Origin of the sequence: Streptacidiphilus sp. BW17 (assembly GCF_041262485.1) — a bacterium.
Taxonomy (GTDB): domain Bacteria; phylum Actinomycetota; class Actinomycetes; order Streptomycetales; family Streptomycetaceae; genus Streptacidiphilus.
The window spans coordinates 263027-289638 of the sequence record NZ_JBGCCR010000001.1 but is presented as its reverse complement, the minus strand read 5'-3'; the positions used below and the strand labels follow the sequence as shown (position 1 = coordinate 289638).

20 protein-coding genes and 1 riboswitch are annotated in these 26612 nt (G+C 69.6%); of the genes, 10 read left to right on the top strand and 10 right to left on the bottom strand.

The features are described from left to right. The first annotated feature begins 308 nt into the window (after window positions 1-308). Window positions 309-1067, top strand: a complete 759-nt coding sequence (locus ABH940_RS01280) for an IclR family transcriptional regulator (RefSeq protein ID WP_370065105.1) — start codon at window positions 309-311, stop codon at window positions 1065-1067. A 96-nt stretch (window positions 1068-1163) separates the two neighbouring features. After that, entirely contained in the window at window positions 1164-1583 is a 420-nt protein-coding gene (locus ABH940_RS01275) for an SsgA family sporulation/cell division regulator (RefSeq protein WP_370065526.1), read from the top strand. A gap of 92 nt (window positions 1584-1675) precedes the next feature. Here the strand turns inward: ABH940_RS01275 and ABH940_RS01270 are convergent, their stop codons facing one another. After that, window positions 1676-2053, bottom strand: coding sequence for a phage holin family protein (locus tag ABH940_RS01270; protein ID WP_370065107.1), 378 nt, complete (start codon window positions 2051-2053; stop codon window positions 1676-1678). Window positions 2054-2195: 142 nt separating this feature from the next. On the opposite strand from ABH940_RS01270, the gene ABH940_RS01265 reads away from it, so the two are divergent. Next, complete coding sequence (locus ABH940_RS01265; protein WP_370065109.1) at window positions 2196-2513, top strand: cupin domain-containing protein; 318 nt, start codon at window positions 2196-2198, stop codon at window positions 2511-2513. A 145-nt stretch (window positions 2514-2658) separates the two neighbouring features. After that, on the top strand, window positions 2659-2859 hold the full coding sequence (locus tag ABH940_RS01260; RefSeq protein ID WP_196193289.1) for a DUF5326 family protein: 201 nt from the start codon (window positions 2659-2661) through the stop codon (window positions 2857-2859). 126 nt (window positions 2860-2985) lie between these two features. Here the strand turns inward: ABH940_RS01260 and ABH940_RS01255 are convergent, their stop codons facing one another. The 4 genes from ABH940_RS01255 to ABH940_RS01240 form a co-directional block, all read right to left on the bottom strand. Continuing rightward, window positions 2986-4434 carry a flotillin family protein gene (locus ABH940_RS01255; RefSeq protein ID WP_370065111.1) on the bottom strand — a complete coding sequence of 483 codons (1449 nt, stop codon included), beginning with the start codon at window positions 4432-4434 and terminating at the stop codon, window positions 2986-2988. Between the two features lie 191 nt (window positions 4435-4625). Continuing rightward, complete coding sequence (locus tag ABH940_RS01250) at window positions 4626-4847, bottom strand: hypothetical protein (protein WP_370065527.1); 222 nt, start codon at window positions 4845-4847, stop codon at window positions 4626-4628. Between the two features lie 37 nt (window positions 4848-4884). Continuing rightward, window positions 4885-6435 (bottom strand): hypothetical protein, encoded by a 1551-nt coding sequence (locus ABH940_RS01245; protein ID WP_370103970.1) that lies wholly within the window; start codon window positions 6433-6435, stop codon window positions 4885-4887. Between the two features lie 280 nt (window positions 6436-6715). Next, on the bottom strand, window positions 6716-8038 hold the full coding sequence (locus tag ABH940_RS01240) for a YibE/F family protein (protein ID WP_370065115.1): 1323 nt from the start codon (window positions 8036-8038) through the stop codon (window positions 6716-6718). Window positions 8039-8118: 80 nt separating this feature from the next. Then, window positions 8119-8256, top strand: a riboswitch (TPP riboswitch). Between ABH940_RS01240 and thiC the strand changes: the two genes are divergently transcribed. From thiC to ABH940_RS01225, 3 genes are all read left to right on the top strand, one after another. Then, window positions 8252-10075 carry a phosphomethylpyrimidine synthase ThiC gene (gene thiC, locus ABH940_RS01235; protein ID WP_370065117.1) on the top strand — a complete coding sequence of 608 codons (1824 nt, stop codon included), beginning with the start codon at window positions 8252-8254 and terminating at the stop codon, window positions 10073-10075. It overlaps the preceding riboswitch by 5 nt. A gap of 364 nt (window positions 10076-10439) precedes the next feature. Further along, entirely contained in the window at window positions 10440-13475 is a 3036-nt protein-coding gene (locus tag ABH940_RS01230; RefSeq protein ID WP_370103968.1) for a protease pro-enzyme activation domain-containing protein, read from the top strand. Window positions 13476-13813: 338 nt separating this feature from the next. Next, a complete protein-coding gene (locus ABH940_RS01225) occupies window positions 13814-17113 on the top strand; it encodes an N-acetylmuramoyl-L-alanine amidase (protein WP_370065121.1) in 3300 nt (1099 codons plus the stop codon). An 85-nt stretch (window positions 17114-17198) separates the two neighbouring features. On the opposite strand, the gene ABH940_RS01220 is transcribed toward ABH940_RS01225, so the two are convergent. After that, a complete protein-coding gene (locus ABH940_RS01220; protein WP_370103966.1) occupies window positions 17199-17951 on the bottom strand; it encodes a hypothetical protein in 753 nt (250 codons plus the stop codon). 330 nt (window positions 17952-18281) lie between these two features. On the opposite strand from ABH940_RS01220, the gene ABH940_RS01215 reads away from it, so the two are divergent. Both ABH940_RS01215 and ABH940_RS01210 read left to right on the top strand, forming a co-directional pair. Then, window positions 18282-18668 (top strand): hypothetical protein, encoded by a 387-nt coding sequence (locus tag ABH940_RS01215; protein ID WP_370065124.1) that lies wholly within the window; start codon window positions 18282-18284, stop codon window positions 18666-18668. Window positions 18669-18948: 280 nt separating this feature from the next. Next, window positions 18949-19977, top strand: a complete 1029-nt coding sequence (locus ABH940_RS01210; RefSeq protein WP_370065126.1) for an aspartate-semialdehyde dehydrogenase — start codon at window positions 18949-18951, stop codon at window positions 19975-19977. 30 nt (window positions 19978-20007) lie between these two features. Here the strand turns inward: ABH940_RS01210 and ABH940_RS01205 are convergent, their stop codons facing one another. From ABH940_RS01205 to ABH940_RS01195, 3 genes are all read right to left on the bottom strand, one after another. Then, window positions 20008-20931 (bottom strand): hypothetical protein, encoded by a 924-nt coding sequence (locus ABH940_RS01205; RefSeq protein ID WP_370065128.1) that lies wholly within the window; start codon window positions 20929-20931, stop codon window positions 20008-20010. A gap of 287 nt (window positions 20932-21218) precedes the next feature. Further along, on the bottom strand, window positions 21219-22718 hold the full coding sequence (locus ABH940_RS01200) for a metallophosphoesterase (RefSeq protein ID WP_370065130.1): 1500 nt from the start codon (window positions 22716-22718) through the stop codon (window positions 21219-21221). A gap of 342 nt (window positions 22719-23060) precedes the next feature. Beyond that, window positions 23061-24170 (bottom strand): LacI family DNA-binding transcriptional regulator, encoded by a 1110-nt coding sequence (locus ABH940_RS01195; protein WP_370065132.1) that lies wholly within the window; start codon window positions 24168-24170, stop codon window positions 23061-23063. Between the two features lie 312 nt (window positions 24171-24482). Here ABH940_RS01195 and hisC point away from each other — a divergent pair, with 312 nt between their 5' ends. After that, window positions 24483-25574, top strand: coding sequence for a histidinol-phosphate transaminase (gene hisC / locus ABH940_RS01190; protein WP_370065134.1), 1092 nt, complete (start codon window positions 24483-24485; stop codon window positions 25572-25574). 247 nt (window positions 25575-25821) lie between these two features. Here hisC and ABH940_RS01185 read toward each other — a convergent pair whose 3' ends face one another. Beyond that, window positions 25822-26424, bottom strand: a complete 603-nt coding sequence (locus ABH940_RS01185; RefSeq protein WP_370065136.1) for a hypothetical protein — start codon at window positions 26422-26424, stop codon at window positions 25822-25824. Window positions 26425-26612: the final 188 nt, after the last annotated feature.

The following is a 26612-nucleotide window of genomic DNA, read 5'->3' as shown; positions in this document are numbered from 1 at the left end:
GGGGCCGAGCGCGGCCCCATGGGCGGATCCGCGGGCGCGTCCCCGCGTCGCTCGGCGTGTCGTACCGCGTGTCGCGTTGCTCCTGCAGCGTGCTGTGCCACCACGACTGGAGTGTGCCGCAGGTGACATCCAGCGAAACCCGAACCTGCTTCCGTAGTGCGCAGGTTAAGTCCAGGTCAAATTTCCACCCCCGCCGTTTGGCGGGGGTGCTGCTCCGTCTGGGGTGCGAGACATTACTGTGATCTGAAGGGCATTATGTGGAGGAGTTGCGTCCAAATGGCATATGTCCGGCGGTTGGAGGGGTAGCGATGGCGACGGAGAAGGCCGCGCCGACCTTGATCGGGTCGGTCCAGCGCGCGCTCCGTCTACTGGAGGCCGTGGCTCTCCAGGGCGACGGCGCGACCGCCAAACAGCTCGCCCGTCAGGCGGGGCTCCCCCTCGCCACCACGTACCACCTGCTCAGGACGCTCACCCACGAGGGCTATCTGCGCCGAGTCGACGGCGAGTACGTCCTCGGCGAGGCGGTCGGCTCGCTCGGCCGCGACCACCAGGCCTGCCAGGGACGGGACGCCATCGCCACCGCCCTGGACCGGCTGCGCGACGAACTCGGCGCGGCCACCTACTTCGCCACCTACCGCGACGGCGCGATCGAGGTCGTCGACGTCTCCGAGGGGCCGGGCGTTCCGGCCGTCGAGGAGTGGGCCGACTTCCGCGTCACCGGCAACGCCCACGCCGTCGGACAGTGCCTTCTCGGCCAACTCGACCGAGAGGGACGCCTTGACTACCTCTCACGTCACCGTCCGCAGTCGCTGACCCGGCGCACGGTGACCGATTCGACCGTCCTGCTGCGCAGACTGGACGCCCGCCACCCGGCCCGTCCGGTGCTGGAGCAGCAGGAGTACCTGCCAGGAGTGGTCTGCGCGGCCGTACCGATCATGGTCGGCGCCGCGCTCTGCACCATCGGTCTGTCACTGCCGGTCGCTCAGGCGCATCGGCTCTCCGCAGCTGCCGACCGGCTCGCCGTGCGGGTCGGGGCGGTGATGGACCGGCTGTCGTTCACCATCTGAAAACTTCGCCCTTGGTAGCGAATGGGGACGAAGAGAGCATGGTTCCCATACGCAGTACCGTACGGACGTCGGGGATCGAGAGGTACCGCAATGAAGATGCAGAGCCTGGTCAAAGGCCAGTTGGTGATGAGTCTGCTGGTGTCGGAGGACCTTGCCTTCGACACCCATGTCGAGCTCGCCTACGACCCCGCCGACCCCTTCGCGGTCCGGCTCACGTTCCACCTTCCCGGCGACCCGCCGGTGACCTGGGTCTTCGGCCGCGAGCTGCTGCTGGACGGGATCACCCGCCCGACCGGCGAGGGCGACGTCCGGGTGCTTCCGGTGCCGGGGGAGGACGAGGACTTCATGGACGTCCGCATCGAACTGCACTCCCCCGACGGCATGGCGGTGCTGCTTTCCGCCGCGATCCCGCTGATCGCGTTCCTCGGCCGCACCGACCGTGTGCTCCCGATGGGCCAGGAGCACACGGCCGCGGACCTGGACCGTCAGCTGGAGCTGATCCGCCAGCAGTCCTGAGCGGACGGGCCGGCGAGCGCAATGCGGTCGGGGCTCCGGCCGGAGCCCCGGTCGGACTGCAGCCGTGCTCCAGTTGCCGGATTCGCCGGACCTCAGTCGTCGTCGCGGACGACCAGGTGCAGTGCCCAGGCGACGATGCTGATGATCAGCGAGCCGAGCAGGGCCGGGACGAAGCCGTCGACGTGGAAGTCGAGGCTGAGCTTGCCCGAGGTCCAGGAGGTCAGCCAGAGCATCAGCGCGTTGATCACGAAGGTGATCAGGCCGAGAGTGAGCAGGAACAGCGGCAGTGAGAAGAGCTTGACCAGCGGCTTGATGAAGAAGTTCACCACGCCGAAGACGAGGGCCACGAGGACCACGGTCAAGGCCTGGTGCTGCCAGTCGGCCGCGGTCAGGTGAATGCCTTGGACGAGCGCGGCGGCCACCCAGATGGCTGCCGCGTTGATCAGGGTCTTGAGAGCGAACTTCATCATGCGGTGATCGTTGCAGTCCGTGCGGGGAGACGGTAGTCCCGGACGGTCATGTCAGTGTCACAGCTTGATACGTCTCGGCACGCGTCGGCACATGTTGGCACGTGTCGACACCGGGCGATCTCCGGACTGCCATCATGGCTCCATGAAGGTCTTCCGGATGGACGAGCTCGACGCCGAGCGTGCCGCCAACGAGGGCGCCTACCTGCAGTTCCTGCGCGAACGCAATATGTCGGCCGGGCTCTACGCCCTGGAGGCCGGCCAGCTGGACACCCAGAATCCGCACCGCGAGGACGAGCTCTACGTGGTGGTCAGCGGGCGCGGGGCGATCACGGTGGGTGACGAGACCACGACGGTGGGGCGGGGCAGCGTCGTCTACGTTCCGGCCGGGGTGCCGCACCGCTTCCACCACATCAGCGAGGACCTGCGGGTCCTGGTGGTCTTCTCCCCGCCGGAGGCCTGATCCCCTAGTCCTGACCCTGGTGCTCAGGGAGGCCTGATCAGGGTCTTATCCGGGTCTTCTCAGGGGCAGGAACTCTTCGGGGGCGGGCGATCGGCCCGTACGATCGAAGACGTAACGAGGACACCCGAGGGGGAGGACGGACATCATGACGGAACTGTGGAAGGCACTCCCCAGCTGGGTGCGCAACATCGTGGTCCCGATTCTGGCGATCATCGTGGCCTGGTGGGTGCTCTCCGCCATCGTGGGCCTCGTCTTCGGACTGATGACCTTCGTCATCAAGGCGCTGCTGGTGGTGGCGCTGGCGGCGGTGGTCGTGATCCTGGTGAAGAAGGCATCCAAGAGCTGACGTCCGTTCAGGACATGACGCAACAGCGATGGTGATGCATCAGAGGATGCATCAGAGAACGCGACAGAGAACGTGACGAAGGGCCGACCCTGATCGGGTCGGCCCTTCGGCCTGGCGTGTCAGCTGCTACTCGACGGTGATCTGCTGCGGCACGGTCGGCGGTTCGCTGCCGCCCTCGCCGTCGCCCTTCATCTGGGCCAGCAGCTGGCGGGCCAGGCCCAGGCCGGTGCCGCCCATGGTGAGCGCCTTGGCGAACATCTCGCCCATGCCCTCGGCGCCGTTCAGCAGCACCATGTGCTCGACGTTGCCGAAGGCGGACGCGCCGGCCTGCACGATCTCGGGCCACTTCTCGGCCAACTGCTGGGCGACGACCGCCTCCTGGTTCTCGGCCAGGGCCGCGGCACGGGCCTTGATGGCCTCGGCCTCGGCCAGACCGAGGGCGCGGGCCGACTCGGCGTCCGCCAGACCCTTGGCCTGCACCGCCTCGGCCTGCGCGAGACCGCGGGCGCGGGTCGCGGACGCGTCCGCCTCACCGCGGACCCGAGTGGCCTCGGCCTCGGCTCCGGCAGCCGTCTTGAGCCGGGTCGCCTCGGCCGCGGCACGGAGCTCGGTCTCCTTGGCCTGCGCCTGCGCCGAGGAGATCCGGGCGTCGCGCTCGGCCTCGGCGACGGTGCGGGTCTGGTAGGCGGCGGCGTCGGCGGGCTTGCGCACGTCGATCTGCAGCTGCTGCTCGCGGCGTTGCGCTTCCAGCTCGGCCACCCTGGTCTCCTGGACCACGACCTCCTGCTTGGCGGCGGCCTCGGACAGCGGACCGGCCTGGCGCGCGGTGGCGGCGGCCTTCTCCATCTCCGCGCGGTAACCGGCCTGCAGGATCTCGCTGTTGCGGGTGGACTCGGCCTTGCGGGCGGCGGCCTCCTGCTCGGCCTGGGTGGCCGCGCGGTCCGCCTCCGCCTGGGCGATGCGCGCGTCGCGGTGGACCGCGGCGGCGTGCGGGGCGGCCAGGTTCTTGATGTAGCCGGTCGGGTCGTCGATCTCCTGGATCTGCAGCGAGTCGATGATCAGGCCGAGCTTCTCCATCTCCGAACCGGACGCGGAGCGCGTCTCGCCGGTGAGCCGCTCGCGGTCGCGGATCATCTCCTCGACGGTCAACCCGCCGACGATGGACCGCAGATGACCGGCGAAGACGTTGTGCACCCGATCGCCCATGTGGTCCTGGCGGTCCAGGAACCGGCGGGCCGCGTTGGCGATGGAGACGTGGTCGTCGCCGACCTTGAAGATCACCACGCCCTTGACCCGGACCGGGATGCCCTGGCTGGTGACGCACTCGACGTCGAGGTCGGCCTCGTTGAGGTCGAGGAAGAGCTTGCGGACCACCTGGATGCCCGGGGTGACCAGGGTCCCGCGCCCGGTGACGATCCGGAAGCCGAGCCCCTCGTCGAGGCCCTCGGTCCGGTGCTTGGAACCCGAGATGATCAGCGCCTCGTTGGGTTCCGCGACCCGCCACATGAGCTTGAACAGCACGATCACGATCAGCAGGGCGACAACAATGCCCCCCGCGATAACACCGATGAACATCGGCGCATGCCCCCTTCTGCGCCGCCGGCCCGTGGCTGCGTCGAACTGGTGGCGCAGGAGGAACGCGGGCTTTTTATGGCGGCCGGAGGAGAGTGTGCACCCTCCGGCCGCGGCGCTAACGCGCGGGAGCGTCTCTTGACGCGAATTTGATGGTCACTTCGCCCTGATCCGCCGTGGTCAACCCGCCGTGGTCACCCCGTCGTGGTCGGCGCCAGCAGCGCGGCGACGTAGACGGTGCGCGGCGGCTGGTACTCCTGCACCACCACCGGCGTCCCGACGGGCAACCGCTCGCCGGGCACGGCGGGATGGGCCAGAAAGGCCTCCGTCCCGCCGCGCGCCGGCACGTGCACCATCACCTCACCGACCAGGCCCGGCCCGACAGTTCCGGTCACCCGGCCCTGGAGGCCGACCATGCGTGCGTTGGCAGTCATGGTGAGGACGATAGCCAGCTCAGGGCTTGACGGTCAGGCAGACCGGCGCGCTGGTGGAGGGGGCGTAGTCGACGCCGTTCACCTGGCTCACGACGCGGAAGCAGGCGCTGCTGGAGGCACGCACCCACGTGGGCGTGAGAGTGGCGCCGGCTGGCACGAATTGGTAGTAGGAGCCGTTGTGCCAGACTCCACTGCCGGGGTAGGCCCACTGGTACTGGACGGTGGCCTGCCCGGCAGGCTGGATCCATTTGCCCGCCACCTTGGCCCACAGGTCCGCAGAGATCTTGACCCACGTTCCGCTGACGACCGATGCTGCTGAGAGGTGTGCGAACGCGGCAGTCTGCCAGACGGTCTGGTAGGCGAAGCTCTGAGTGGTGGTGAGCCCCGCGCTGGAGACCAGGTGCAGGGTGAGTGCGCCGTACGTCGGTTGGTTGGCGGGAGTGAACAGGCTGAGCGAAGGCCGCGTGGTGCCGGAGCCCGAAGCGAGGACAGTGCCGTTCTGGTTCGTGATGCTCCAGTCCTGAAGAGTGCTGCTGCCATCGGGCGAGGAGATCGTCGGAGCAAGGTGGATGGTGCTGCCCGCAAGCACGGTCTGCGATTCGGTCGGCCAGGATGAGGTCAATGGCAGGCCCACGTCGACGGACTCGTTCACGCTGTCCTTGATGCCCTGGCCGTCGGTCACGACCCAGGTGAGTGTGTGCCTTCCGTACGGCAGAGGCTTGGCCGATGTGCCCGTAGCGCTGCCGAGGGCGGGCAGCAGGCACTGCCCTTGAGCGTTGACCGCAAGCCCTGTCGGAGTAGCCGGCGAGTCCTGCCAAACCTGACCGTCGACCTCCAGCTCCACGTCGGTGGGGCCGAGGGTGACGTCGCCGTTGGTGACCCCGCAGGTGTGCCAGTTGCCCTTGTACGTGTAGGCGAGCTGAAGGCTCCCCCAGCCCGGGGTCAACGATGTGGCGGCGGGAGCGGACAGCGCGAAACCGCTGTCCACCAGGAGATCCACGACCTGCGGATTGCTGACCACGCCGTTGCTGTCTGTGGCGACTGCCGCGATCCAGTATTCGCCGCCGGTCAGTGAACTGGTGTCGGCGGTCACCGTCCAGCTTCCGTCGGCGTTCTTTGTGAAGTGTGTGACGGGCAGACCGGGGACGTCGGGAGCCTCCAGTTCCACGTCCGTGACGGTGGTCCCGCTGGGTGCGGTGGGTGAGACGCTCGGCTGGATCGTCCAGCTCAGTTGCTTGGTGGCGGTGACGTTCGCCGTCGACGGCGAAAGCGGCTGACCTGCAACCGGGCGGTGGTTGTTGACCACGAGGCCGATGTAGGTGGTGCTGGGCGGAGCCGCGCTGTACACGTCGACGGAGAGAAGGGCCCGGCCGTCGGGAACGGCCGGGATCTCGGTACCGCCGGAAGCGAAGGGCCGGACAGCAGCTGAGTCGATGGACGCCTGAAGGGTGCATGTGGTGGCGCACTGTCCGGACGGAACGGGAATCGATCCGCTGACAGCGCCGAGGGCGTAGGTGACGCTCTGAACCGGGTTACCGGCAACCGGGGTGATCGTCGCGGAAATGTTCACGACGCCCGAAGCTGTGAGTGCTGTCGAGCCCGGGGTCTGGCCGTTGACCGTCACTGTGACCGTCGGAGCTGAGTTCACTGCGTGGGCCGCCGAGATGGCGGGCAAAGTGGCGCACATGGCCGTGCCGACGAGCATGGCCATGGATCTGAGGCGCCGGCGGGATATGCGCACGGGGCTCCTCGTGGAAGCAGAGCAAAGGGATCACCCGATGATGATCAGCGTCAGGACTTTAGCGGTTGGTGTGCCATCCGAGCACTGGAGATGCGTAAGAGTTGTAAGGTCACCGACGTCGCCGGTGCGAGGCGTGTGCTCGGCCCCGCACCGACGGGCATTGTTGCGGGAGTTGTCCTGGTTCATCCACATCCCGGCTGGCGATGAACGCCGCGAGCGCCGTGGTCAGCGGGACGGAGGCGATCAGGCCGAGGCTGCCGACGAGGGTGCGGACGACCTCCTCGGCGACGATCTCACTGGTCGCCACCTGCCAGATGCCGCGGTGGGAGAGGGCGAAGAGCAGCATCAGCGGTAGGGCTGCGCCTGCGTAGGCCATGACCAGGGTGTTGACCGTGGAGGCGATGTGGTCGCGGCCGATCCGGATGCCCGAGCGGTAGAGCGCGCGGGCACTCATCTGCGGGTCGGCGGCGTGGAGTTCCCAGACCGAGCTGGCCTGGGTGACCGTCACGTCGTTGAGCACGCCGAGCGAGCCGATCACGACACCGGCCAGGAGCAGGCCCGGCAGCTGGATGCCAGGGAAGAGAGAGTGAACGAAGGCGGTCTCGTCCGAGGTGTTGCCGGTGAGCCGGGTCAGCCCGATGAACAGCTCGCCGAGCCCGCCGATCAACGCGAGCGAGACGACCGTCCCCAGCACGGCCACCGAGGTCCGGGCGGAGACGCCGTGGCAGAGGTAGAGCGCCAGCAGCATGATCAGCCCGCCCCCGACAACCGCCACGGCCAGCGGGTTCTCGCCGCCCAGGATCGCCGGGAGGACGAAGAGGGCCAGCACCAGGAAGCTGATCGCCAGCGCGCCGAGCGAGGCGAGCCCGCGCAGCCGGCCGACCAGGACGACGGCGACGGCGAAGAGCGCGGCCAGCAGGGCGACGGGCGCGCTGCGGTCGGCGTCCTCGACGGTGTACTGGAGCGAGGCCGGGGCAGAAGGCGAGTAGTCCATCATGACCTGCTCGCCCGTGACGTAGACGGCGGTCTGGTCGGGCGTCAGGTTCTGGCCGACCGAGCGGCCCGCGTCCTTGCCGCTGGTCAGGCGGACGGTGATGGCGGTGCAGTTGCCGACGGCTCCGGAACCGGGGGTGGCGGCAGCACCGCAGGAGACGGTGCGGGTGGCTGTCACCGTGCCGGTGACCGTCAGTTGGTCGAAGCCGACACCGGTCACCGCGTGCGGCGGGATCGGTGCGGGCCAGAGGAACCACAGCCCGCACAGCACCGCCAGCGCGAACGGCACCAGTACAGCCGCCAGCAGCACGCGCAGCCGCGCGGACGCGGGGCTGGCCGGACCGTGGTCGTGCGAGTGGCCGTGGCTGCCCGCGTGGTCGTCCCCGCGCGGGTGTTGGTGCTCGTGCGCGTGGGATCGGGAGAGGTGCGGCGCTGCCACTTCGCGAAGCTATCGCGGTGACCGGTCCTCGGACGCGCCCTCGCCAAAGACGACACCCGTCGATACTGTGTGCCCATCTCATCTGTAGACGCGGGAGCTCGGAGCACCGGGCTGAGAGGGCGCTGACCGCCGTCCCGACATGGGGACGTCGAATGCTTGCGCCGACCGCAGGAACCTGACCGGGTAATGCCGGCGTAGGGAGTAGTGGGTCTGATGACCACGCACGACGACGCACAGCAGCAGTCTGTCTCCGAGCAGGCCGTCACGGCCTCCAGCACGGCGGGCGGTTACCCGACGCCGGCCTGGCGCAAGGCGTACCACCAGGGCACCCGCCCCGATCTGCGCGTCCCGTTCCGCGAGGTGCTGTTGAGCAACGGCGCGACCGTGCCGCTGTACGACACCTCCGGTCCGTACACCGATCCCGCCTACGAGCCGGACGTCCGACGCGGCCTGCCGCCGCTGCGCGACGCCTGGATCAGCCAGCGCGGGGACGTCGACGAGTACCACGGCCGTGAGTCGCGTCCCGAGGACGACGGCCTTAAGCACACCTCGCCGCGCGGTGGGGCAGGGCTGGCCAACCTCGACGCGGTCTTCCCCGGCCGTCCCCGCCGTCCTCGGCGCGGGCGGGACGGCGCCGCGGTGACCCAACTCGCGTACGCGCGACGGGGGATCATCACCGAGGAGATGGAGTTCGCGGCGCTGCGCGAGGGCATGTCGCCCGAGACCGTCCGCGAGGAGCTCGCGGCGGGCCGCGCGGTGCTGCCGGCCAACGTCAACCACCCGGAGTCGGAGCCGATGCTGATCGGCTCGAAGTTCCTGGTGAAGATCAACGCCAATATCGGCAACTCGGCGGTCACCTCCTCGATTGAGGAGGAGGTCGAGAAGATGTCCTGGGCCACCCGCTGGGGTGCGGACACCGTGATGGACCTCTCCACCGGACGCAACATCCACACCACCCGTGAGTGGATCCTGCGCAACTCGCCCGTCCCGATCGGCACGGTGCCGCTCTACCAGGCGCTGGAGAAGGTCGACGGCAAGGCCGAGGAGCTGAGCTGGGACGTCTACCGCGACACCGTGATCGAGCAGTGCGAGCAGGGCGTCGACTACATGACCGTCCACGCGGGAGTGCTGCTGCGCTACGTGCCGATGACGGCCCGGCGCAAGACTGGCATCGTCTCGCGCGGCGGCTCGATCATGGCGGCGTGGTGTCTGGCGCACCACCAGGAGAACTTCCTCTACACGCACTTCGACGAGCTGTGCGAGATCCTGCGCGCCTACGACGTCACCTACTCGCTGGGTGACGGGCTGCGTCCGGGCTCCATCGCGGACGCCAACGACGAGGCGCAGTTCGCCGAGTTGCAGACGCTGGGCGAGCTCGGCCGGATCGCGCGCTCGCACGACGTCCAGGTGATGATCGAGGGCCCGGGCCACGTCCCGATGCACAAGATCAAGGAGAACATGGATCTCCAGAAGGAGATCTGCGACGAGGCGCCGTTCTACACCCTCGGCCCGCTGACCACGGACGTCGCACCCGGCTACGACCACATCACCTCGGGCATCGGCGCGGCGATGATCGCCTGGTGGGGCACGGCGATGCTCTGCTACGTCACGCCCAAGGAGCACCTGGGCCTGCCCAACCGCGACGACGTCAAGACGGGCGTGATCACCTACAAGATCGCCGCCCACGCGGCCGACGTGGCCAAGGGCCACCCGTCCGCCCAGGCCTGGGACGACGCCCTGTCGGACGCCCGGTTCGAGTTCCGCTGGGAGGACCAGTTCAACCTGGCCCTCGACCCGGAGACGGCCCGTGAGTTCCATGACGAGACGCTCCCGGCCGAGCCGGCCAAGACGGCGCACTTCTGCTCCATGTGCGGGCCGAAGTTCTGTTCGATGAAGATCAGTCGCGCCGTCATGGACATGTACGGCGGTGACGGCGCCGCAAACGGCGGCGACGACACGGTCGTGGCCGGGATGCGGGCCAAGTCCGAGGAGTTCAAGGCCCAGGGCGCGAAGGTGTACCTGCCGGTGGTCGACTGACCGTTACTTACGGGGACCGGCCTGTGCGCCTACGAAGGGCGTGCGGCCGGTCCGCGTCGTACTGGCCCAAGCGGACCCGGGTCTGTGAGATGTCAGTGCGGCCTGGTAGAAATTGGCGATCAGTGCGCAGATATTCGATTGATTGATCGCGCACTGCACGACATTTGGGACTTTTCGTCAATTCTGCCTGGGGGCTGACTTTCCGCTGCGCGGCCGACTGTGCCACGCGTGCGATTTTCTGGCGCCCTGTCAGTTGAAGGAGCACTGTATGGCCAGAAAGGTCGGCCGTGCCCGAATAACAACCGATTCGGTTGTCTCGGGGCAGAACGGTCGATTCGCGGGTTCCCGGGCACGCGTCGCAGGCGTGGCTGTGGTGACCGCCTTCGGCGTCGTCACCGCGCTTGCCGGGACCGCCGATGCCGCGACCGCGACCGCCGCCACCGCTGCCCAGAAGCAGCCCGCCCGGATCGGCGCGACCCCGCGGGTCCCCGCCGGAGCGGTGCGCACCGGCACCACCCCGTCGAGCAGCACGACGCTGCACCTGGCGGTCAACCTCCAGCCGCGCGACCCCGCCGCGCTGAGCGCGTTCGTGTCCGCGGTCTCGGACAAGAGCTCGCCGCTGTACCACCACTACCTCGGCACCGGTCAGTTCGCGCAGACCTTCGGCCCGACGCAGAGCACGATCGACAGCGTCGAGCAGGCCCTGCGCAGCCAGGGTCTGACGCCCGGCACGGTCACGCAGGACGGGCTCTCCATCCCCGTCACCACGTCGATCGCCACGGCTTCCAAGGCGCTGAGCACGAGCTTCACCAACGTGAAGCTGGCGGACGGCACCACGGCGTACCTGAACACCGCCGCGCCGGTTCTGCCGAGCGGCGTGGCCACGCAGGTGTCGAGCATCAGCGGTCTGACCGACGTCAGCGCCGTGACCAGCCACTACACCAAGCCGCGTCTGGTCGGCAGCGCGCCGACCTCCGGTTCCACCGGAGTGGCTTCGCACGCGGCCGCGGTCACCAGCCCCACCGTCTGCTCCGGTCTCACGACCAACCTGAACAACGGCGGCCTGTACGACACCAAGCAGTACTACAGCCCCAGTTCGCTGGCCTCGGCCTACGGACTGAACAAGAGCTTCACGGCGGGCTCCGGGGTCAAGGTCGGCGTCTTCGAGCTGGAGAACGTCAACACGTCGGACATCGCCGACTACCAGTCGTGCCTCGGCACCCACACGTCAGTCAGCTACGTCCCGGTGGACGGCGGCCCGACGGCGGCGGCGAACGCTGACAACAATGGTGACGGCGTCGAGTCCGCGCTCGACATCGACGACCTGATCGGCCTGGTGCCCGGCGCGTCGATCATCGACTACCAGGGTCCCGACGCCGTCAACGCGACGGACCAGAACGTCCTGGACGTGTACCAGAAGATGGTGACGGACGACCAGGTTAAGGTCATCTCGACCAGCTGGGGCGTCTGCGAGCCTGCGGTGATCAGCTCCGACCCGGGCTTCTTCGCCAGCTCGCACAACGTGTTCGCCGAGGCGGCGGCCCAGGGCCAGAGCGTCGTGGCGGCTGCCGGTGACGGTGGCTCGACCGACTGCTACCGCCAGTCGGGCGACTCCAACGCCCTGGCCGTCGACTACCCGGCGAGCGACCCGGACGTCACCGGCGTCGGTGGCACCTGGATGAACGGCTTGGGCTCCACGCTCAAGCAGGCCGTCTGGAACTACAACGGGACCGCCTACGCGGACGGCGCGGGCGGCGGCGGTGTCTCCGCCGAGTGGAACAGCGGCAGCAGCAGCGCCAACGGTTCCTTCCTCTACCAGAGCGGCTTCACCGGCCCCGGCTACAGCAACGCCTGCAATGCGGCGTCCGGTGAGACCTGCCGTCAGGTTCCGGACGTCTCGGCCCTGGCCGACCAGAGCTCCGGCTACCTGGTCTCCCTGGACCACAACGGCGGCAACGTTTGGGGCGTCGTCGGTGGCACCAGCGGTGCCGCGCCGACCTGGGCCGCCATGCTGGTGCAGGCCGACGCCTCGTCGGGCTGCCAGGCCAACGGTTCGGTGGGCCAGCTCAACCCGGTGGTCTACGCCGCCGCGCGGAGCAGCTACAGCTCGTCGTTCACCGACATCACCACCGGTAACAACGACTGGGCGGCCTCCGGTTACAAGGGCGGTCTCTACGCGGCCGGCGCCGGCTACGACCTGGCCTCCGGCCTCGGCACGCCGAAGTTCCCGGGCCTGCTCGGTCAGCTCTGCGGCACCAAGACCGGTACCGCGCACGGCGACTTCTTCCCGGTGACGCCGCAGCGCGTCCTGGACACCCGTGACGGCACCGGCGGCTTCAAGACGCCGCTCGGCGCCAACGCCACCGATGTCCTGCAGGTCGCGGGCGTCGCGGGCGTGCCGAACGACGGCTCGGTCACCGCGGTCATGCTGAGCGTCACCGCTGTCGGCCCGACCGCCAGCAGCTTCCTGAGCGTCTACGGCGACGGCACCGGCCACGGCAGCACCACGCTCGCCTACACGCCGGGTCAGATCGTGCCGAACTCGGTGGTCGTTCCGGTCAAGGACGGCAAGGTCGACTTCTACAACCACAGCGGCAGCGTCAACGTCGTTGCGGTCGTGTCGGGTTACTACGGCACGGCGACGACCGGCGGCAGCACCTTCGTCGGCATCTCGCCGGCTCACCTGCTGGACACCCGTAGCGGCACCGGCACCGGCGGCACGATCGCGCCGCTGGGCGCCAACGCGACCATCACCGTCCCGACCACCGGCCAGGCCGGGGTCCCGAACGACGGCACGGTCACGGCCGTGGCGCTGGACGTCACCGCGATCGCCGGTACTGCCAACAGCTTCATCGGCGTGTACCCGGGCACCTCGGGTCCGAGCACGGCGAGCAGCATCAGCTTCGCGCCCGGCCAGATCATCGCCAACTCGGTGATCGTCCCGGTCGGCACGGACGGCACCGTCAAGTTCTACAACCACTCCGGAAGCGTCAACGTGACCGCGGACGTGACGGGTTACTACACCACCGCGACCACGGGCTCCGGCTTCAGCGCGGTCGTCCCGTCGCACCTGCTGGACACCCGTAACGCTGCGAGCCCGGTCAAGGCTCTCGGCTCCGGCGGGACCCTGTCCTTCCCGGTGACCGGCGTCGGCGGCGTGGCGACCAACGCCAACGCCGTGGTGCTGAACGTGACCGCCATCGGCGGCACGGCCGGCAGCTACCTGAGCATCTACCCGGACTCGCTGGGCCACTCGGCGTCCACCAGCATCGATTTCTCGGCCGAGCAGACGATCTCCAGCCTGGTCATCGTTCCGGTGGTCGACGGCAGGATCGCCATCTACAACCACGCGGGTGCGGTCAACGTGGCAGCCGACGTTCTCGGCTACTACGCCCCGTGAGTCGTGGCCTGAGTAGCGCTCAATAGCGTCAACTCCTGTGCAGGGCCCCGTCGGTGACTTTCACCGGCGGGGCCCTGCCGCGTTCGGTCGGTGGTCCGAACGGATCAGTCAAGATGGCGTAACGCTTCCTCTCCCGAATCGGACGTATGCGTCAGATGCCGCGGCCCGTGAGAGCGGTGTTGCTAGCCTCACCGGATTGCGAACATGTGCCCCTTGCGTCTCCTGCCCCACGCAGGTGACGCACAGTGCGCGGCGCGTGGATCGCACCACGGCACAACCGGACCCACAGGGGTGGACAGGTGAGTGGTAGACGCGGCCGAAGACGGTCACGAAGATGGATGGGTGCCACCGGGGCGTTGATCGCCGCCGCACTGGTGGCCGGAGCAGTGGCCGAGGCGTCGACCGGGGGTGGGTCGACCGCGGCAGCAGCGACGCCCAGCCTGCCGGTGACTGCACTGCAGAGTGATTTCGCGGCGGCGGCAACGGAGTTCCACGTGCCGCAGCAGGTGTTGATGGCGCTCGGTTACGAGGAGTCCCTGTGGGACACCCACCAGGGCTCGCCCAGCACCACAGGGAACTACAACGTGATGGGTCTGACCAAGGTCGACCCGGCTGACCTCGCGACACCCACGGGCAACTCCGCCAGCCCGGAGAGCAACGGCGCGGGTGACGGCCACAAGCGGTCGGCCTCGCACGCCGCCGCGCCACGGGTGGCAGCAGCCGCGCTCGCGGTGAACACCAACTCCCCCGCGCTGCACACGCTGGACGCCGCGGCCAAGCTGATCGGTCAGCCGACGGGCGCGCTCAGGACGGACTCGGCGCAGAGCATCCGTGGCGGGGCGGCGCTGCTCGCCTCCTACGAGCAGAAGCTGACCGGCTCGCTCCCCGGCGATCCGGGCGGCTGGTACCCGGCGGTCGCCGAGTACGCGCACGCGGACGACGCGGCGACGGCGAAGCAGTTCGCGGACCGGGTGTTCCAGAGCGTCCGGACCGGCCTGCGGGCGACGACCGACGAGGGCCAGGTGGTCACGCTGACCGCCGACCCGCAGTTGGTGGTCACCGACAGCATGTCCAGCGGCACCCTCGCCGCCAAGGGCATCGCCCCCAAGGTCGAGGCGGCGGCCACGCTCGGCTCGACCGCCACGCCGTCGACGAGCACGACGACGAGCACGACGACGACGCACGCTGCAACCACGACGGCCACGACTGCGGCGACCGCGACCGCGGCCACGCCTGCGCCCGAGTGCCCGACTGGCCTGAGCTGCGACTTCGTCCCGGCGGACTACTCGCTGGACTCGACCACCGACAACACCGACTACGGCAACTACGCCCTGGCCAACCGCAGCACCACCGACGGCAGCATCCGCTACATCGTCATCCACGACACGGAGAGCACGAAGGCGGCGGCGGTCAACGGGTTCCAGGACCCGACCTCGTTCGTCAGCGCCCACTACGTCATCGGCCAGGACGGCTCGGTCACGCAGATGGTGCCGACGGCCGACATGGCCTGGCACTCCGACAACAAGACCTTCAACACCCACTCGGTCGGCATCGAGCACGAGGGCTGGGCGGTCACCACCAGTTCCTGGTACACGCCGTCCGAGTACCAGTCGTCCGCGACGCTGGTGAAGTACCTGGCCGCCCGGTTCAACATCCCGCTGGACCGGCAGCACATCATCGGCCACGACGAGGTGCCCGGTATCGAGGACTCGTACCTCCTCACCCAGCACTGGGACCCGGGGCCGTACTGGAACTGGAACTACTACATGTCGCTGCTGGGCGCCCCGCTGCACGGTGACGGCGACGCCGTCGTCGGCGGCACGGTGACCATCGCCCCGCCGTACGCGACGTCCTACGAGCCGACCGTGTTGGGCTGCGGCAACAGCACCACCGCCTGCCCGGCGCACCCGGTCAACTTCGTCTACCTCTACCAGCAGCCGAGCAGCTCGTCCGCGCTGATCACCGACCCGATCTTCACGGCCAACAAGCAGCCGACCGGCAACCAGACGGCCTGGGACTGGACCGACCGGGCCACCTACGGCGAGACCTTCGTCGTGGCCGCCGTCCAGGGCGACTGGACCGCGATCTGGTACGGCGGGCAGAAGGCGTGGTTCTACAACCCCGGTGGCACGTACGCGTACGCGGACTCCGACCCGTCGGCGCAGCTGGTCACTCCCACCGGGTCCACGGCGGTGCAGATCTGGGGACGGGCGTATCCGGACGCCTCGGCCTACACCTCGAACGAGAGCGTCGCGCAGCCGCTCGTCCCGCTGAGCTACACGCTTCCGGCGGGACAGAGCTATCCGCTCGCCGGCCCGGCGACGCTGGGGGACTACTACGACTCGAACACCTACTACCCGGACTACAACAGCTGTGTCACGGGCGGCGGTTGCAAGTACTACACCGGCTCGCTGCAGTACTACCCGATCTCGTTCAACCACCGGCTGGTCTTCGTCCGGACCACGGACGTGCAGCTCACCTCCGCGGCCACCCCGGCGAAGAGCACCTTCTTCCCGGTCACGCCGACCCGGGTCCTGGACACCCGTGACGGCACCGGCGGCGTCGCCAAGGCGCCGATCGGCGCCAACAGCGCGGTCTCGCTCAAGGTCGCCGGGCTCAGCAGCGGGGGCATCTCGATTCCGGCCACCGGCGTCAGCGCGGTCGTGCTCAACGTGACTGCGGTGAACCCGACGGCGTCCGGCTACGTCAGCGTCTACGGTGACCAGGACGCCCCAGGGTCCGTGACGTTGATGTTCGGGCCCAAGCAGATCGTCTCCAACCTGGTCACGGTCCCGGTCGTGAACGGCGTGGTCGACTTCTACAACCGCACCGGGACGGTGGACGTCTCCGTGGTGATCACCGGCTACTACAGCTCCTCGCTGACCGGCGGCGGGACCTTCACCGGCATCGCCGCGGCGCACCTGCTCGACACCCGCAACGGCACCGGCCTCACCGCGGCCGGCAAGCTCGGTCCCGGCGGGGTCGACACGGTCAAGGTCACCGGCGGCACGAGCGGCGTGCCGAGCGACGGCACGGTCACGGCCGTGGCTCTGGACGTCACCGCCATCAGCGGCACGGCCAACAGCTACCTGGCCCTCTACCCGGGCGGCTCGCCGGCCACGTCCTCGACCAGCATGAGCTTCGCGCCCGGCCAGATCGTCGCCAACACGATGATCGTCCCGGTGGACTCGACCGGCACGGTCAAGTTCTACAACCACTCCGGCTCGCTGGATGCCACCGCCGACGTGACGGGCTACTACAGCTCCAGCACCAGCGGAGCGAGCTACGTGCCGATCACCACCCGGCACCTGCTCGACACCCGCTACGGCCTCGGCGCCAGCGGCGCGATCGGCGCGGGCGCGACGCTCACCCTCCCGGTGACGGGAGTGGGCGCGGTCCCGACGAACGCCACGGGCGTGGTGCTGAACGTGACGGTGGTCAGCCCGACGGCCAACAGCTACGTGAGCGTCTACCCGGACAGCGCCAAGACCGGTGCCTCCACCGGCCTCGACTTCTCGACCGGGCAGTCGATCAGCAACATGGTCGTCGTCCCGGTGGTCGATGGGAAGATCGACTTCTACAACCACGCGGGCTCGGTCCAGGTCCTCGCGGACGTGCTCGGCTTCTACACACCCTGATCCTGGCTGCACAACGACTCGGGCCCGGCGGTCAACTGATCGCCGGGCCCGAGCCTTTCACTTCAGTGGGTTGTCCACAGGCCGCTCAACGGCGGTGGTTGGCCCTGTGGATATCGCTGCGCAGGGCGTTGACGTCCTTGCGCATCCGGCGGACGTCCTGGCCGACGCCGTCGAGCTTGTGGCTCATGGCGCCGGTCACGCGGCCCATCGCGTCAAGGCGACGGTCGACGCTCTCGGGCCAGTCCGGTGGCAGACCGTCCTCGGTGTCCTCACCGCCGGACGGGTCATCGACGACATCGCCGTCGATGACCCGTCGCCAGGCCTCCAACTCGGGGTTACTGGAGGTCTTTTCGTACTCGTCCCAGTGCGGCCCGGGACCGAGCCGGGCGCCCGGCGACGGCCGGTACGCGCGGGGCTGTGGAACGTCGGCGGCCTTGTGGACAACCTGCTCCTCGACGTCGAGGAGGTGGCTGCGCACCCGCCGTGCGACCGTGCTGTCGCGCAGCAGCATGGCCACGTTGAGGACGGCGCGGCGGTCGTAGATTGCGACTCCGCGCCCGCTGACCTGCGTAGGACTCATATTGCGTCCTACGAAGCCTGACATATCCACACCCTTGAGGATGCGGAAGCCGTTGGCCTCGAGTTCGGTTCGGTGGCGCTGGGTGAGGTTCTTGATGGTGCTCTCGGGGACCTCGAAGTAGCTGGCGACCATGCGGGTCGTGACGTAGGTGCCGTCGGGCAGCATGATCAGGGTCTTGACCTTGTCGAGCGCCTCGACCCGGTGGTTGAGGCTCGCGCGCAGGGTGCGCGACTCGACGAGAGCGAGTTCGGGTGGCATGGGTGTGCCGTCCCTTCGTGAATCCGTATGTGAGCAATGGACAGAGGTCCTGCACCGCACCACCCAGCGGCTAGGGGCGTAGGTCGCATACGGCCACGGATTCATCCCGCCGGGTCCTACCCGGACTGCTCACAGATTCACAGAAGTTTCGAGTCGTCTCGCCCTGGTTTGCCTACGCGCACCCTGGCCAACGATTCGTATGCCTCCCGGTTACGCCTTCTGTCGTACTTGTCCGATGGTCTGCTCGGCGTCCGTGTACTCCCTCGGGGGTAGCGGGACTGCCTTCCCCGGTGCGATGCCCGGGTGGGGCGGGAGGCGGAGGCTGGGGGCATGGCGATGAATCGGAGCGAACTCGCGCCGGGTGCGCGGGTGGTGGCGCTGGCGGGTGGAGCCGGGGTGTCGTTGTTGGTCATGGCGGCGCTGCACCTGACGCATGTGATCTCGGGCGGAGGGCCGCCCTACGACCCGGAGTCGGCAGGGGTCGCCGAGGCGGTCATCGGGGTGGTGCTGCTGGCCGCCGGCTACCGGATGTGGCGCTCACCCGAGCGGAGTTGGGGACTCATGCTCGGCGCGCTCGCGTTCGCCGTCGCGGGGTTCGTCGTGGGGATGGCGTTCACCGTGCGGTCCGGGACGGCCGTGGACGTGACCTTTCACGCGGTCGGGCTGCCGGTTCTGCTGCTGACGCTGGCGCTGCACCTGAAGCGCGGGCACGCGTAGCAGCGGCCCAGCCCCTCGCTCAGCGGTGTTGCTTGCGCACGAGAGGGGCATGGTCGAGCGTGTTGTCGGACATAGACTCGCGACCCATGTCGCCGCCCGGACCGGCGGGTGCACGGGAAATTTTCGTACGGGTTCTTCACGCCACCCCCGGACGCTTTGCGGCAGGGAGGCTGTCCGGCCCGGAAGGCTTCCTGTCCGTGCCCCGTCGTCGCAGCTCAGGGGCTGTCCGGCCCTCGGATATCCGCTCGCTTCATTGCGCCGGGCGCTTACTGTAGAGGGCATGAGGATTGGAATCGTGGGTGCCACTGGTCAGGTCGGCGGCGTCATGCGCCGGATTCTGGAGGAGCGCGAGTTCCCGGTGACGGAGCTGCGGCTGTTCGCCTCCGCGCGTTCGGCCGGGTCCACGCTGCCGTGGAAGGGCGGCGAGGTCGTCGTCGAGGACGCCGCCACGGCCGACTGGAGCGGCCTGGACATCGTGCTCTTCTCGGCGGGTGGCTCGACGTCCAAGGCGCTGGCCGAGAAGGTCGCCGCCGCCGGGGCCGTCGTGATCGACAACTCCTCCGCCTGGCGCCGCGACCCGGACGTCCCGCTGGTCGTCTCCGAGGTCAACCCGCACGCGATCGCCAACCGCCCCAAGGGCATCATCGCCAACCCGAACTGCACGACCATGGCTGCCATGCCGGTGCTCAAGCCGCTCCACCAGGAGGCCGGGCTGGAGACGCTGGTCGTCGCCACCTACCAGGCCGTGTCCGGCGGTGGCCTCGCTGGCGTCGCCGAGCTGCACCAGCAGGCGGCCAAGGTCGCCGAGGCGTCGGACCAGCTGACCTTCAGCGGCGACGCCGTCGAGTTCCCGGAGCCGCAGAAGTTCGCCAAGCCGATCGCCTTCAACGTGCTGCCGCTGGCCGGTTCGCTCGTCGACGACGGCAGCAACGAGACCGACGAGGAGCAGAAGCTCCGCAACGAGAGCCGGAAGATCCTGGAGATCCCCGGCCTGAAGGTCTCCGGCACCTGCGTCCGCGTGCCCGTCTTCACCGGTCACAGCCTGCAGATCAACGCCCGCTTCGCCCGCCCGCTGAGCCCGCAGCGTGCGTACGAGCTGCTGGCCGACGCGCCGGGCGTGGTCGTCTCCGAGGTCCCGACGCCGCTGGAGGCGGCCGGCAAGGACCCGTCCTTCGTCGGCCGTATCCGTGGTGACGAGACCGTCGACAACGGCCTGGCGCTGTTCGTCTCCAACGACAACCTCCGCAAGGGCGCGGCGCTGAACGCCGTGCAGATCGCGGAGCTGGTCGCCGCGGAGCTGCAGGGCTGACGCGGCCAACGGGAGCAGCGGGGCGGGCCCTCAGTCCTCCGGGTTCGGGAGGAAACGGCCGAGGTGCTCCGGCCCGTTGTAGCCAGGTGAGGTGAAATCGGGGGAGCTGAACCCCGGGGACGAGAAGTAGATCTCGTCCTCGCGTTCCTTCTCCGGTTTCTCCGCACCGTGCCCGTCGGTGATCCCCTCGCAGCCCGGGCTGGTGAAACCCGGACTGCTGAAGCCCAGCCGGGGGCTCTGCCGGATGAGGTCGACGCGGCTGCGCGCCGGGGGCTTGGGTATGTGGTTCGCGGCGGCGCGCGAGGCGAGTTCGCGCTCCAGATAGGGCAGGACCGCGCGGTCGCGCAGCGCGCTGCGCCACACCTCGCGGGCCTTGGCGATGTCGGCGGCCAGTTCCGGCTGGGGACGGAGCGGCGGGGCCGCCGCGTCCCGACGGGCGGTCAGCAGCAGGCCGACCGTGGCGACGACCAGCGCCGCACCGCCCGCGATCGCGAGCACGCCTGCGGCGGTGCCCAGTTGACGGCCGAGCGCGAGACCGGGCGACCCCGCGCGGACCGCGATACCGGTCAGCCAGAGGACCAGCGCGCTGAGCCAGGCCAGGACCGGCGCCAGCACCGCGGCCATCGCGGTGAAGCCGGCCCGGTTGGCCGCCTCGAGCGGGGTGTCCGGTGCGACCCACTTGGGCGGGTCGACGCTGCCCAGCCGGTCGGTGTCCGGACCTGCGGCGAGCTCGGCGAACTGCTCGCGCAGGGCGCGGTAGTGCTCGTACTCCGGCCAGGCCCCGGACGCGACCTCGTCCAGGTCGCGCAGGGCGCGGTCGTGCAGTTGGGCGGCGGTCACGTCGCCCCGGGCCGCGCGCAGGGAGTCGCGGATGTGCGAGCTCTGCAGGGCCTCGTCCAGGATCCGCACGTAGTCGGGCTTGTCCTCGGCCTGCATGTGCGGAGCGATATCCATCGTTATGCTCCCCCGTGGAAATATCGCGACCTGCCGTGAGGCAGGCCGTCAGGGCTGCTCAGCTGGGGGTTGTTCGTCAGTGGTGAGTGACTGACCCTCATGCTAGGCGCGGGCACTGACACAGTGACAGTCGCTTTCCAGAATTTCCCGCGCCGGGTGGGGCAGGAGTTGCTTCTGGCAATTGCCGCGTGCAAGCTGCTCGCGCATGCGTGCGGCATGCGAACGGAGGAACGGACGAACTGTCGGCTCGGCTCAGCTCAGTTCAGCCTGGTTCAGCTCGGTCTGGCTCAGCTCAGCGGCAGTCGGGCGATGAGGAGTCGGCCCTCGCCCTCCATGGTGACGCCGCCGTCCATCGCCACGGCCAGCTCCTCCGCGTAGACGTGCGGACCGGTGACCTGGATGCCCGAGTGGCCGTCCTCGCTGGGCGCGTCGCCGAGCAGGTACGGGATCGGGCTGTGGCCGTGGACCACGCGGTGGCCGCCGTAGACGTCGAGCAACTCCCGCGCCGACTGCGCGCCGTTGTCGCCGCGGAAGGCGAAGCGCTTGGTCAGCCGCCGGAAGCAGTCCCACCACTCGTCCGCGTCGCCGTGGTTCAGCACCTGGTGGACGGCGTCGTTGACCGCGTCCACCGAGTCGCCGTACTCCAGGTACGCGGTGGTGTCGGAGTGGACCAGCAGGTGGCCGTCCTCGACGGACATCGCGGGGAGCCGGGAGAGCCAGGCGACGTGGTGGTCCTCCAGGCGCTCCATGTCGGTGGGCTGACCGCCGTTGAGCCGCCAGGCGGCGAGGAACGACGCGGTGCCCGCGCTCGACTGCACCGCCTCGTCGCCGTAGCGGTCCGCGCCGAGCAGCAGCAGTTCGTGATTGCCCATCAGAGCCCGGCAGTAGCCGCCGACCGAGGCGGCCTCGGCGGCGAGACGCATCACCAGCTCGATGACGCCGATGCCGTCCGGGCCCCGGTCGGTGAAGTCGCCCAGGAACCAGAGCCGGGAACGCCCGGCGCTCCACCGGCCCTCGGAGTCGATCAGCCCTTGCTCGTGCAGGCCGTCGAGCAGCTCCTGCAGGTATCCGTGCACGTCGCCGATCACGTAGAGCGGGCCCTCGGGGGTGGGCTGGATGCCGTCGACGAGCGTGGCGTCGGCCGGGCCGGGGATCGCCGGGCCGGGCATTGCCGGGCCGTTGGGCTGGATCGGCGCGCCCAGCTCCAGCGTCGGCGGGTCCTGCGGCGCGGCGGCCATGCCGACCTGCGGTCCGGCCGCGGCCGCCGCCGGAGAGACCGGTGGCATGGACGGAACAGTCGGCACGGGCGGAACAGTCGGCACGGGCGGAACGGACGACGCGGGCGGAACCGGCGACGCGGCATGAACGGGCGGTACGGACACCGGCGGCACGTTCATCGCAGCCGCGGGCATCGCGGCGGCGGGCCTTGGCGGCACGCTCATCTGAGGCCCGCCCAACTGCGCGGCGACGGCCATGTGCGCGGAGAGGTCGAGGTTCATCTCCGGCCCCAGGTCGGTGTGGATCCCCGCCTGCGCGCCCCCGTGCGTCTCCGCGTGCGTCCCTGCGTGTGCCACCGTCGGCGTCTCGCTGCGCGTCACGACGGGCATGCCGAACTCCGTCAGGGTGCCCGAGGGCTCCGGATGCGTCGCCTCTCGGGGCGCACGCTGCGCCTGCGGCTGGGTCGCGGGCGCGAAGAAGTCGAACGCCGTGGACCCGTCCGCTGCCTGCGTGGCGTGCGGGCCTGGGTCCGGCTGGTCAGGCCAGGCGGGACGGTCCACGGGTGTCATGCCGCCCATCGTATAAAGCTGTCCTTCCCGGCGTCCGCACCTGGGAGGGATCAGGCTGCTGAAATCGTTCGCTCTGCGCGGATCGACCACCGGCCAACGGTGGAGCAATGAGTGACAAAAAGGGGCAGGTCAGGCGGTTGGTGACGGACGGCGACCGAACCGGATTCCAGCCCACCGGTCGGAGTCGCCCGGACGCCTCCGGAGCCCCGCGAAATCCGTCGGACCTTCCCCGAACCCGGCGTACTGCCGCGGACTGCGGTGGACTCCGGGGGACTCCGGCAGGTTCCGACGAGGTCCGCGGGGTCCGTGGAACTCCGTCAACTCACCTGGCCCGGCTCCCGGTCACGTCTCGCCGGGCGGGCGCGGGGCGGCCACCGTGGTGCGGTGGGCACGCCGTTGCGACGACCGTCGGACGATCAGCTCCGTCGGCATCACCTGCCCGGAGGCGTCCTGGGTGTCCGGCGTGAGGCCCTCGATCGCGTCGATCAGCAGGTTGACGACGGTCGTGCCGATCCGGCGGGGCTTGAGCGAGAGGGTGGTGATCGGCGGCTCGGTGGTGGCGTAGACGTCGCTCTCACTGCAGCAGACCAAGAGCAGGTCCTCGGGGACGCGCAGGCTGTAGCGGCGCGCGGCGGCGAGCAGGTCGGTGCCGTTCGGGTCGAACAGGCCGTAGACCGCGTCCGGCCGGTCCGGCCGGGCCAGCAGGCGGTCGGCCGCGACCGCGCCCGCGCACGGGTCGTGGGCCGGATAGGCCTCGTAGAGCGGCTGTTGGCCGACGTTGCGACACCAGCCCAGGTAGGCCTCGGTGCTGAGGCGGGTGTAGGTGTCCGTACTGGTGCCGGTGAGCAGACCGATCCGGCGCGCGCCCGCCTGGGCCAGGTGGTCCAGGATGCCGAGCACGGCGGCGTGGTGGTCGTTGTCCACCCAGGCGGTGACAGGGCAGTTGCCCGGTTTCCCGTCGCTGACGACCGGCAGTCCCTGGCGGTAGAGGTCGACGACCATCGGGTCGTGGTCGGCCGGGTCGATGACGACCGTGCCGTCCAGCGCGACGTTGCTCCAGACGTCGTGCCGGGACGACGCCGGCAGCACGACCAGGGCGTAGCCGCGGTTGAGCGCGGCCGAGGTCGCGGCCCTGGCCATCTCGGCGAAGTAGGCGAACTCGGTGAAGGTGAACGGTTCTTGCCCGTACGTCGTCACCGTCAGGCCGATCAGGCCGGAGCGGCCGGTACGCAGGGTGCGCGCCGCGGCGGAGGGGCGGTAGCCCAGCCGCTCGGCGACCTCGCGCACCTTGCTGCGGGTCTCGTCCGGCAGGCGCCCCTTGCCGTTGAGCGCGTCGGACACCGTGGTGATCGAGACGCCGGCCGCCGCCGCGACGTCCCTGATCCCGGCGCGTTCCAGCCGACGCGCACGGGTGGTCGCCCGACGGCCGTGGTGATTCGCTGCTGCTGTCATGTCTGGCCGATCGTATGGCGCGGAACTGTCAGAAGGGGATGGTCTGTCCCGGTTGGTCGGAGATACGTTTCTCCATGAACATCGGTGTGTTTTCTCCTTGCACCAACGACCGATTCGGGGCAGATCGCCTGGGTTTTGGCCATGGACGTACGGTGTCGCCCCATGAGTCTGCGCGGAGCCATACCGGCACATGTCACTCGCACGGGTGAGGTTCCGGCTATCGGCTCGTATGGTGATCTCGACCGGATACGGCGACGCGTGCCACGACGAAGAAGACGTGGCGGGCGACGCGACTTATGGAGGACGAGAACGGTGAGCAGCGAAACCACCCCCAGCCCCCGGCTGCGCGCGGCCCTCGCGGGCATCCCCGCGTACAAGCCGGGCAAGCCGGCGCAGGGCGCGGACGGCACGCCCGCATTCAAGCTCTCCTCCAACGAGAACCCCTACCCGCCGCTGCCGGGCGTCCTCGAGGCGGCGGTAGAGGCGGCGCAGAGCTTCAACCGCTACCCGGACATGTCCTGCGCGGGCCTGATCGCCGAGCTGGCACAGCGGTTCGGTGTCCCGGAGGCGCATGTCGCCACCGGCACCGGATCGGTGGGCGTCGCGCAGTCGCTGCTGCAGTCGACCTCCGGTCCGGGCGACGAGGTGATCTTCGCCTGGCGCTCGTTCGAGGCCTACCCGATCATCACCCAGATCAGCGGCGCGACCAGTGTCCGCGTCCCGCTCAAGGCGGACGAGACCCACGACCTGGACGCGATGCTGGCCGCGGTGACGGAGCGCACCCGGCTGATCTTCGTCTGCAACCCCAACAACCCGACTGGGACGGTTGCCCACCGCGAGGAGCTGGAGCGGTTCCTGGACGCGGTGCCGCGTGACGTGCTGATCGTCCTCGACGAGGCGTACAACGAGTTCGTCCGCGACGAGGCGGTGCCGGACGGCCTCGACCTCTACCGCGACCGCCCCAACGTCTGCGTGCTGCGCACCTTCTCCAAGGCGTACGGCCTGGCCGGTCTGCGGGTCGGCTTCTGCATCGCGCACGAGCCGGTGGCGCAGGCGCTGCGGCAGACGGCGGTGCCGTTCGGCGTCAGCCAGCTCGCGCAAGATGCGGCGGTGGCCTCGCTGCGCTCGGAGGACGCGCTGCTGGAGCGCGTCGCCGCGTTGGTCGAGGAGCGGGAGCGGGTCGTGGCGGCGCTGGTCGCCCAGGGCTGGACGGTGGCGACGACCCAGGCGAACTTCGTCTGGCTGCGGCTGGGTGAGCGGACGATGGAGTTCGCGGCGGCGTGCGAGGCGGCAGGCGTCGTGGTCCGCCCGTTCGCGGGCGAGGGCGCGCGGATCACCATCGGTGAGACGGAGGCCAACGACCTCTTCCTGCAGACTGCGGAAGTGTTCCGCAAGCAGCTGTAGGCAGGGGCCTCAGCGTTCGGCGCCGGGGACGTTGCAACACATAGGGGCGCGGGGCTCGGCTGATGTGCGGCTCCGCCGCGTGGGCGCGAGCAAGCGGGTGCTTTGCTCCCGCCGGTAGCTGCAACTTCGTAAGGGGCGCGGGGAACTGCGCGACAAGCCACTGTGTGTGGTGTCGCTGAACGAGCAGGGCCATCCCGACAGGGTGGTTGCTCGCGCAGTTCCTCGCGCCCCTACAGGTGTTGCAACCTCAGGCCGACGGCGAGGCTGAGGGCGCGGCGCCCGGGCTGCGGGTGGGTATCAGGACCTTGCAGATGTTGAAGGCCGCGGACGTCTTCGGGTCCGCCGTGTTCAGGGCGCGCATGCCGCCGGTCGCGGGGAGGGTGACGCCGTGGTCCTTCATACAGCTCGTGAACGCCGCCATCGCGGACGAGTTGAACCCACCGTGACCGCCGTTGCCGCCGCCGCCGAACTTCGGGCGGAGCGACGCGCACGCCTGCATCGCCGCCGCCATCGTCGGGTTGGCGGAAGCGCCCCCGCCGCCGAATCCGAAGCCGCCACCACCGTTGCCACCGCCGCCGTAGCCGCCACCGCCGCCGTAGCCGCCACCGCCGCCGTAGCCACCGCTCGGGTGAGCGGTCGGGCGGCCGGAGGGCATGGTCACGCCGTGCTGGCTGAGGCACTGCCGGTACGCAGCCATCGCCGCACCTCCGCGGCTGCTCGACGAGGAGGAAGCCTGGGAGGACGCCGAGGAACTGCTGGTGGTGCCCGAGGAGGCACAGCCGGACAGCAGCAGCGCGCCGAGGCTGAGCAGACCTGCTGCGCAGGCCGTGCGAGGGCTGAGTGTCGTCATGGGTCAAGAAGGAACCGCACGGGGGTGTTGGTGCCCTGGGTGAATCCTTCGAATCCGCTGGGACCGGATTCGCCCGCAGGGGCGCCCGAACCGATGCGCGGAGTCACAAAAGACGGCAATGCTGCGTTCTGCCCGGTATGTCCAACCAGCGAACTCCAAGGTTTCTCCCAGAGCCCGCTGGGAGCGCC

Excerpts from the sequence above, each read along its gene's own strand:
- ABH940_RS01185 (WP_370065136.1), bottom strand. The coding sequence starts at position 26,424 with ATGACGACACTCAGCCCTCGCACGGCCTGCGCAGCAGGTCTGCTCAGC.
- ABH940_RS01275 (WP_370065526.1), top strand. The coding sequence starts at position 1,164 with ATGCAGAGCCTGGTCAAAGGCCAGTTGGTGATGAGTCTGCTGGTGTCG.
- ABH940_RS01255 (WP_370065111.1), bottom strand. The coding sequence starts at position 4,434 with ATGTTCATCGGTGTTATCGCGGGGGGCATTGTTGTCGCCCTGCTGATC.
- ABH940_RS01215 (WP_370065124.1), top strand. The coding sequence starts at position 18,282 with ATGGCGATGAATCGGAGCGAACTCGCGCCGGGTGCGCGGGTGGTGGCG.
- ABH940_RS01210 (WP_370065126.1), top strand. The coding sequence starts at position 18,949 with ATGAGGATTGGAATCGTGGGTGCCACTGGTCAGGTCGGCGGCGTCATG.
- ABH940_RS01280 (WP_370065105.1), top strand. The coding sequence starts at position 309 with ATGGCGACGGAGAAGGCCGCGCCGACCTTGATCGGGTCGGTCCAGCGC.
- ABH940_RS01205 (WP_370065128.1), bottom strand. The coding sequence starts at position 20,931 with ATGGATATCGCTCCGCACATGCAGGCCGAGGACAAGCCCGACTACGTG.
- ABH940_RS01270 (WP_370065107.1), bottom strand. The coding sequence starts at position 2,053 with ATGATGAAGTTCGCTCTCAAGACCCTGATCAACGCGGCAGCCATCTGG.
- ABH940_RS01265 (WP_370065109.1), top strand. The coding sequence starts at position 2,196 with ATGAAGGTCTTCCGGATGGACGAGCTCGACGCCGAGCGTGCCGCCAAC.
- ABH940_RS01220 (WP_370103966.1), bottom strand. The coding sequence starts at position 17,951 with ATGCCACCCGAACTCGCTCTCGTCGAGTCGCGCACCCTGCGCGCGAGC.
- ABH940_RS01225 (WP_370065121.1), top strand. The coding sequence starts at position 13,814 with ATGGGTGCCACCGGGGCGTTGATCGCCGCCGCACTGGTGGCCGGAGCA.
- ABH940_RS01260 (WP_196193289.1), top strand. The coding sequence starts at position 2,659 with ATGACGGAACTGTGGAAGGCACTCCCCAGCTGGGTGCGCAACATCGTG.
- thiC (WP_370065117.1), top strand. The coding sequence starts at position 8,252 with ATGACCACGCACGACGACGCACAGCAGCAGTCTGTCTCCGAGCAGGCC.
- ABH940_RS01250 (WP_370065527.1), bottom strand. The coding sequence starts at position 4,847 with ATGGTCGGCCTCCAGGGCCGGGTGACCGGAACTGTCGGGCCGGGCCTG.
- ABH940_RS01200 (WP_370065130.1), bottom strand. The coding sequence starts at position 22,718 with ATGACACCCGTGGACCGTCCCGCCTGGCCTGACCAGCCGGACCCAGGC.
- ABH940_RS01195 (WP_370065132.1), bottom strand. The coding sequence starts at position 24,170 with ATGACAGCAGCAGCGAATCACCACGGCCGTCGGGCGACCACCCGTGCG.